This window comes from Pseudomonas nitroreducens TX1 (assembly GCF_000313755.1).
Lineage (GTDB): Bacteria > Pseudomonadota > Gammaproteobacteria > Pseudomonadales > Pseudomonadaceae > Pseudomonas > Pseudomonas nitroreducens_A.
Genome location: NZ_AMZB01000044.1, coordinates 1 through 6,541, shown reverse-complemented (window position 1 = coordinate 6,541; position 6,541 = coordinate 1). Strand labels below are relative to the sequence as shown.

Below are 6,541 nucleotides of genomic sequence, written 5' to 3'. Positions count from 1 at the left end.
CTCGATTTGCTTTCAGTGGGTGCCGGCCGGGCCGGAAGGTTTGGACTCGTCGTGCAGTGCGTCACTGCATGGAGCAAAGATTAATTTCGACACCCTTGCTCCACTAGACGGCAAAAATTGCCTCTATCGTTCCATTTTCAGAACGGTCATAACACGGTATGGCAGGAAGAACTATCCGGCGTGTCGCCAGGTGGATTCGCTTGTCTCGTCGAAGAAGCGTCGCTGCCAGCCCAGGGGGGTGATGCCCTCGATGCGGTAGAAGATCCGGCAGAAATGCGCCTGGTCGCAGAAGCCGCATTGCAGGCCGATCTCCGCCAGGGCGAAGGTCGATTCACGCATCAGCTGCTTGGCCTTTTCCACCCGCTGGAGTCGCATCCAGGCCTGGGGCGAATGGCCGGTGGTGACCTTGAACTTGCGGGTGAAGTCGCTGCGCGACAGCGCGCAGGCCGCGGCCAGTTCGCTCACCGAGATCCCCGTGTCCAGGTGCTGGAGCAGCAGGCCCTGGGCGCGCTCCTTCTGCCAAGGGGCCAGGTCGCGCTTGGGGACCTCCCCTGGAATCTGGCCGATAAGTCTGTGCAGCATGCTCGTCCCTCCCCTGCGAACTGGAGGCAATTCTTTCGAAGTGCAGGAAGGAGAGCGAGTTAGAGCTTGTTAATCGTTATTAGCTCGGGCGCTTATGCTGGTAGCTGCTTCAGGTGAAAGGTAGCTACCGACCCATAGCGGACATTCAGGCGCTGGAAAAAGGCGGCCCCCACTAGTACTGGGCAGCCCGTCACCGAATGAGTTTTGTATGATCAGCGAGTTCGGCTGATTTCAGCCTGGAGGGCAGTCAGCTCGCTGGATCGATGACCGCTACGCCACACGAGATGGGTGCGGCTGCGTGCGAATGGCCCGGGGAGGGGAAGGACTCGCACCAGGTGCTCGGCCTGCACTGCTCGCAGGACAGAAAGAGGCATAATAGAGACCCCTGTCCCCGCAGCGACGCAAGCAGTGATCGCGTGATAAGAGGCCAGCTCCAGGACGCGTGCAGGGGCAATCTCGCAGGCAGCCAGCCACCCCTCCATTACGCGTCGATAGGAGCATCCCTCGGAAAAGGCAATGATGGTCGTACCCTGCAGATCTCGGGCGTTGCTCACCGGACTGCTGCGGGACACGATCAACGCCAGTTCTTCGACAAATGCTTCCTGACAATCGAGGCCCAGGGCGTTGAAGGGATCAGCAACGAAAGCGGCCTCGATATCACCCCAATGCACTTTGCTGATCAAGACGTCCGACGATCCTGAAATGAGTTCAAGCAGTACGTCCGGAAAGCGTTCGTGATAGCTCGACAGCAACGGAGGCAATCTGGCTGCTGCCGTGCTTTCGAGTGTTCCTATACGCAACGTGCCTCTCAGAGCTCCGCTGCGAAGGGCGGCCTCAGCCTCCGCAGAAAGGCGCAGCAACTTTTCCGCATACTCGTACAGCAAGTTACCTTCCGTGGTCGGAATCAGCTTGCCCCCAGTACGGTGGAAGAGCTCGACGCCCAGGCGTTGCTCCAGATTCTTCACACGGGTTGTGATGTTGGACTGCACCCTGTTGAGCTGGGCGGCGGCGTTGGTGATGCCGTTGAAGTCCACCACCGCCTTGAATATCTGCAGGGAGTCGAGATCCAGGTTTCTCAAAACAAGAACTCCGTATTTCAATAATTCATTTTTTGAGAATCATACGTCAGCCTAAACTGCCTCTCCATCCACAGGCGACAAGCGATGCAGGAGACTCGGGTGCGAAAAATTGGGCTTATAGGTGGCATGAGCTATGAAGGCTCGGCGGTGTACTACCGCGAACTCAACCAGGCAATCAACCAACGGCTCGGCAAGCTGCATTCTGCGCCTGTACTACTGCACTCCGTCGACTTTCAAGACATTGTCGAGCTGCAGCGATCTGGCCGTTGGGATGAAGCTGGTCGACAGTTGGCAGGTGTAGCCAGAAGCCTGGAACTGGCTGGTGCCGAATGCGTGATGATTTGTGCGGTGACGATGCATCTGGTCGCGGAAGAGGTCGCCGCAGCCACTTCGTTACCTTTCATCCATATCGTCGATGTGATGGCGGATAAGCTTAAAAAAAATGGCTACAACAGGCCCTTGCTGATCGCTACCCGCTACACAATGGAGGGCGACTTCTATCCAGCCCGGATGCGCAACCGTGGGATCGAAGTGATGGTACCGGCGCAGCCAGATCGCGAGCGCATTCATGACATCATTTTTGACGAGCTCAGTTTGGGTAGAATTCTTGAGTCGTCTCGCTCGGCTCTGGTCGAGATTGTAGAGCGCGCAAAGGCAGGGGGAGCTGACTCAGTAATTTTCGGTTGCACCGAGATTTGCTTGATTCTCCATCCAGATCGATTGCCGCTGCCCGGCTTCGACTCCACAGCCACCCACGTTGAAGCCGCAGCGGAATTCGCCCTCGGCGATTGAACTCCCGATAGCACTTCTGGCCACCTGAACGCGAATTCGCGGCAAGGGCAAGCTGAATGGCCAAGCCTCAGGTCTCTCCATGCAAATTCATTCAATCCTGCTGCTGCAGGTAGGTACTCCGCCGGCGGAGATACGCGATGTCCATGGCGATCTCTGCGACTGGTTCAGTCGGCTGCTCGCCGTTCCTCTGGATGAAATGATGGTAGTGCGAGTGTTTGAAGGCGATCCTCTGCCACCACCTGATCCAGATCGAATTGCCATCATCACCGGCTCCTGGGCGATGGTCACAGAACGGCTGCCTTGGAGTGAATTGACGGCTCAATGGATTCGCGATGCCTTGGCTTTGGAAATGCCGTTGTTCGGTGTTTGCTATGGCCACCAACTCATGGCCCACGCCTTGGGTGGTCGAGTCGACTACCACCCTGACGGACGTGAGCTGGGGTGCAAGCGGGTTCTGTTACTGTCGGACGCCAGCGATGATCCGTTGCTGGAAAGCTGTCCCCAATCGTTCTTCGCTCAACTGACGCATGAGCAGAGCGTTCTCGAAGCGCCTCCTGGGGCGACAGTTTTGGCGCGAACGGAGCATGATGGACACCAAATCATTCGCTATGGACGAAACGCGATTTCGGCGCAGTTCCATCCGGAATTCACCCCTGAGATCTTGTCGGCTTGCATCCGGCGTCGGGCGCCGTTGCTCCGATCCGAAGGGTACGATCCTCAGCAGATGATTGATGCCATCGTGCCTGCGCCGGAAGCAGCAGAACTGCTCAGAAGATTTGTGGCGACACATCGTGAGCAGCAAGTATTGAGCTAGGACTCGTCGAGCCGGTTTCCGCTTATGGTCAACAGACGCCCTCCGTGGAGGGCAGCCATTGAACGGGGTCGGTTATCGGAAGGGGAAGGGCAATACCTACAGAGGCGAGCTTGCTCCTCGTAGTTCTTCGCACGGGTTTGAGACCGGGCTCTCTCCTGTGGCGGCCGGTACGTCAAATCATCGGATCCCAGCGCTGTGACCAGTCCGGGTCCTGCGACACCACCTCGCGCAGCAGCTCGAACGCCTGCTGCAGCGCCTGCGAATCGCGGTCCCGCGAATACACCAGATAGGTCGGGTAGCTGAACTCCGGCGCCTTGGGCACCCGGCGCAGCACCTTGCGGTCCAGGTAACTTTGCACCACCCGCGTGCGGAAATAGCCCGAGCCACCGTTCTCCAGGATGTACTGCAACGCCAGCGGGCCGAGGTTGAACGACACCGGCGCCTTGGACAGTTCCGGCAGGGCACTGTCGTGTTGCTGGCGGAAGCCTTCGCCCCAGTCGATGTAGACGTAGGGCTCGGGGTTCTGCGCACGCACCAGGATCAGTTTCTCCTCCAGCAACTGCTCCACCTGCATCCCCGGCCAGTAGGTTGGCTGGTAGACCAGGGCTGCGTCGAGCACCCCCAGCTCCAGCTGGCGCAGCAGGCTGTGGCCGTCGCCGATCTCGGCGCGTACCGCGTGGTCGCCGATTGCCTGGCGGATACGGCTGACCCAGCGCAGCATCAACGGGTTGCACAGGCTCACTTCGCCACCGATGTGCAGCACGTTGTGGATGCCTTCGGGCAACGGCAGGTCGCGCTGGGCCGCCTCCCAGGTCTGCAGGATCTGGTTGGCGTAGGTAACGAAGGCCTCGCCGTCCGGGGTCAGGCGTGCACCGGCGCGGTTACGCACGAACAGCGTGCAGTTGAGATGCGCCTCCAGCTTCTGCACCCGTGCGGTGATCGCGGTTTGGGTGACGTGCATGCGTTCGGCGGCGGCCACGAAGCTGCCGTGGCGGACGATTTCCAGGAAGGTACGGGTGAGGTCGATGTCCATGCGGAGGCTTCTGCGCGATTCAGTCGGCCAGTGTAACGGAAAGGTCGGTCAGCCCAGATGACTGAGCAGGTCGCGCTCCAGGGCGGCGATCAGGTCGGTCTGGGTGATCACGCCTACCGGTTCGCCGCGCTCCAGTACCGGCAAACAGTGCAGACCGTGGTCGGAGAGCAGCGGGATCAACTCCACCGCATGGGTGTCGGCATCCACGTGCAGCACCGGGCTGGTCATCACCTCGCCCAGCAGACGGTCGCGGCGCAGGCCGATGCCGCTGAGCAGTCGCTTCCACCAGACGCCCCTGGGCACTAGGAGGTCGATCAGGCTGACGATGCCCACCAGCCGGCGCTCCTCGTCAAGGATCGGCAAGGCCTTCAGGTGGTGCTTCACCAGCAGGCGCAGGGCGTGACTGAGCGGGGTTTCCGGCGAAGCGCAGATCAGGTCGCGGGACATCACCTCCCGCGCGCGGGTCTCGCCCATGCTGCGGCGCAGGGCATGTCGCTCGGTACTGCGCACCAGGCGTTCCAGGTCGTCGCGGGTGATGTCGACGAAGGAGCCCAGTTCGTCCAGCGCCTGGTCGAGGTCGGCGGCCTGGATGCCGACTCGCGCGCCGGGCGCTGGGTCCTGGGTCTGGTGGTTGTCCGGCGCAAAGCTTCGGCGGCGCGGGTAGGGCATGCGCGTGAGGTTGTTGAACAGCAGGGCCAGGAGCACCAGGCAGAGGCCGCCGCTGATGGCCGGCAGCGGCGCCATCCAGCTGGGATCGCCGGGCAGCGGCGAGGCGAACACCATGCAGAAGGCCAGCGCGCCGCCCGGCGGATGCAGGCAGCGCAGTGGGTACATCAGCAGCAGGCTAAGCCCAAGGGCGAGGGCCGCGCTGGCGATGCCGGCGGGCAGCCAGAAACCGATCAGCAGCGCCACCAGTGATGCGCACAGGTAGCTGCCGATCACCGACCAGGGCTGGGCCAGGGCGCCGGAGGAAACGGCGAACAGCAGCACTGCCGAAGCAGCCCAGGTTCCGGCGAAGTGCAGGGCCACCGCGGAGCCGAACAGCAGGCCGCAGGTGGCGGCACTGAGCAGGAAGCCCAGGCTGGCGCCTAGCGAGGCGCGCAGCCATTCGCGCGGGCGGGTGTGGGGAATGTCTGGCAGGTACGCGGCGGCGCGGTGCCGCCAGCCGGTGAGGGCGGGCATCGGTAGGTCCGTGGAGCGAAGTTTGAAAAAAACGGGCTCTCGCGGGGAAGAGCCCTGCAAGGTGCCAACATCGGCACTCGGGGAGGCCCCGTCCATGGGGCTGGGAAACCAGAAGGCTGGAAAACAGGAGCGCTGGAGATCAGGCGCGCATTCGGTACGGTGGTGGTGGTTCCGGCAGGGGCTGGACGATCCGCTCGCAGTGCCGGCCGGTGGCCGCGCTCATGCGCCGCGCGGCATCCGGGTCGTCGGCGAAGGGCAGCAGCGCCGCTTGTTCGCCGGCGCTGCGGCAGGTCCGCCAGCAGGCGGCAATACAGGCGATCAGGCTCAGCAGCAGCATCGTCGAGTCCTCAGGCCGCAGCCGCTGCGAGGTTCGACACCGGCTTGCCGGAGCGCACTGTGGCCCAAGTGTTCCACGCCATCAGCAGCATGCCGCTGGCGAAGGTGGAACCGCCGATCAGCCGCACGATGTAGCCCGGATGGCTGGCAGCCAGCGCTTCGACAAAGGAGTAGGTCAGCGTACCGTCCTCGTTCACCGCGCGCCACATCAGGCCCTGGGTAATGCCGTTGACCCACATCGAGGCGATGTATAGCACGGTGCCGATGGTAGCGAGCCAGAAGTGCGCGTTGATCAGCCCGACGCTGTGCATCTGCTCGCGGCCGTAGAGCTTGGGAATCATGTGGTAGAGCGCGCCGATGGAGATCATCGCCACCCAGCCCAGGGCACCGGCATGCACGTGGCCGATGGTCCAGTCGGTGTAGTGCGACAGCGAGTTCACCGTCTTGATCGCCATCATCGGTCCTTCAAAGGTCGACATGCCGTAGAAGGCCAGCGACACCACAAGGAAACGCAGGATCGGGTCGGTGCGCAACTTATGCCAGGCACCCGAGAGGGTCATCATGCCGTTGATCATGCCGCCCCAACTGGGCGCCAGGAGGATCAGCGACATCACCATGCCCAGGCTCTGCGCCCAGTCGGGCAAGGCGGTGTAGTGCAGGTGGTGCGGGCCGGCCCAGATATACAGGGTGATGATCGCCCAGAAGTGCACGATGGACAGGCGA

General features: G+C 62.1%; 8 protein-coding genes. 2 read left to right on the top strand and 6 right to left on the bottom strand.

The genetic code is table 11. The features are described from left to right. Positions 1-171: 171 nt before the first annotated feature. Together C167_RS0100650 and C167_RS0100645 are read right to left on the bottom strand one after the other, a co-directional pair. Positions 172-582, bottom strand: a complete 411-nt coding sequence (locus tag C167_RS0100650) for a helix-turn-helix domain-containing protein (protein ID WP_017516357.1) — start codon at positions 580-582, stop codon at positions 172-174. A 212-nt stretch (positions 583-794) separates the two neighbouring features. Continuing rightward, complete coding sequence (locus tag C167_RS0100645; protein ID WP_017516356.1) at positions 795-1,661, bottom strand: LysR family transcriptional regulator; 867 nt, start codon at positions 1,659-1,661, stop codon at positions 795-797. A gap of 84 nt (positions 1,662-1,745) precedes the next feature. Here C167_RS0100645 and C167_RS0100640 point away from each other — a divergent pair, with 84 nt between their 5' ends. Together C167_RS0100640 and C167_RS0100635 are read left to right on the top strand one after the other, a co-directional pair. Then, positions 1,746-2,453, top strand: a complete 708-nt coding sequence (locus C167_RS0100640) for an aspartate/glutamate racemase family protein (protein WP_037005818.1) — start codon at positions 1,746-1,748, stop codon at positions 2,451-2,453. A gap of 79 nt (positions 2,454-2,532) precedes the next feature. Continuing rightward, positions 2,533-3,267, top strand: a complete 735-nt coding sequence (locus C167_RS0100635) for a glutamine amidotransferase (RefSeq protein ID WP_017516354.1) — start codon at positions 2,533-2,535, stop codon at positions 3,265-3,267. Positions 3,268-3,439: 172 nt separating this feature from the next. On the opposite strand, the gene C167_RS0100630 is transcribed toward C167_RS0100635, so the two are convergent. The 4 genes from C167_RS0100630 to C167_RS0100615 form a co-directional block, all read right to left on the bottom strand. After that, the gene (locus C167_RS0100630; protein WP_017516353.1) at positions 3,440-4,300 is read right to left on the bottom strand and encodes a LysR family transcriptional regulator; all 861 of its coding nucleotides are present in this window, start codon (positions 4,298-4,300) and stop codon (positions 3,440-3,442) included. Between the two features lie 48 nt (positions 4,301-4,348). Beyond that, positions 4,349-5,482, bottom strand: a complete 1,134-nt coding sequence (locus tag C167_RS0100625) for an HPP family protein (RefSeq protein ID WP_017516352.1) — start codon at positions 5,480-5,482, stop codon at positions 4,349-4,351. 139 nt (positions 5,483-5,621) lie between these two features. Further along, positions 5,622-5,819, bottom strand: a complete 198-nt coding sequence (locus C167_RS0100620) for a hypothetical protein (protein ID WP_017516351.1) — start codon at positions 5,817-5,819, stop codon at positions 5,622-5,624. Positions 5,820-5,829: 10 nt separating this feature from the next. Continuing rightward, on the bottom strand, positions 5,830-6,541 hold a 712-nt coding region (locus C167_RS0100615), incomplete at its 5' end, for a cbb3-type cytochrome c oxidase subunit I (RefSeq protein ID WP_017516350.1).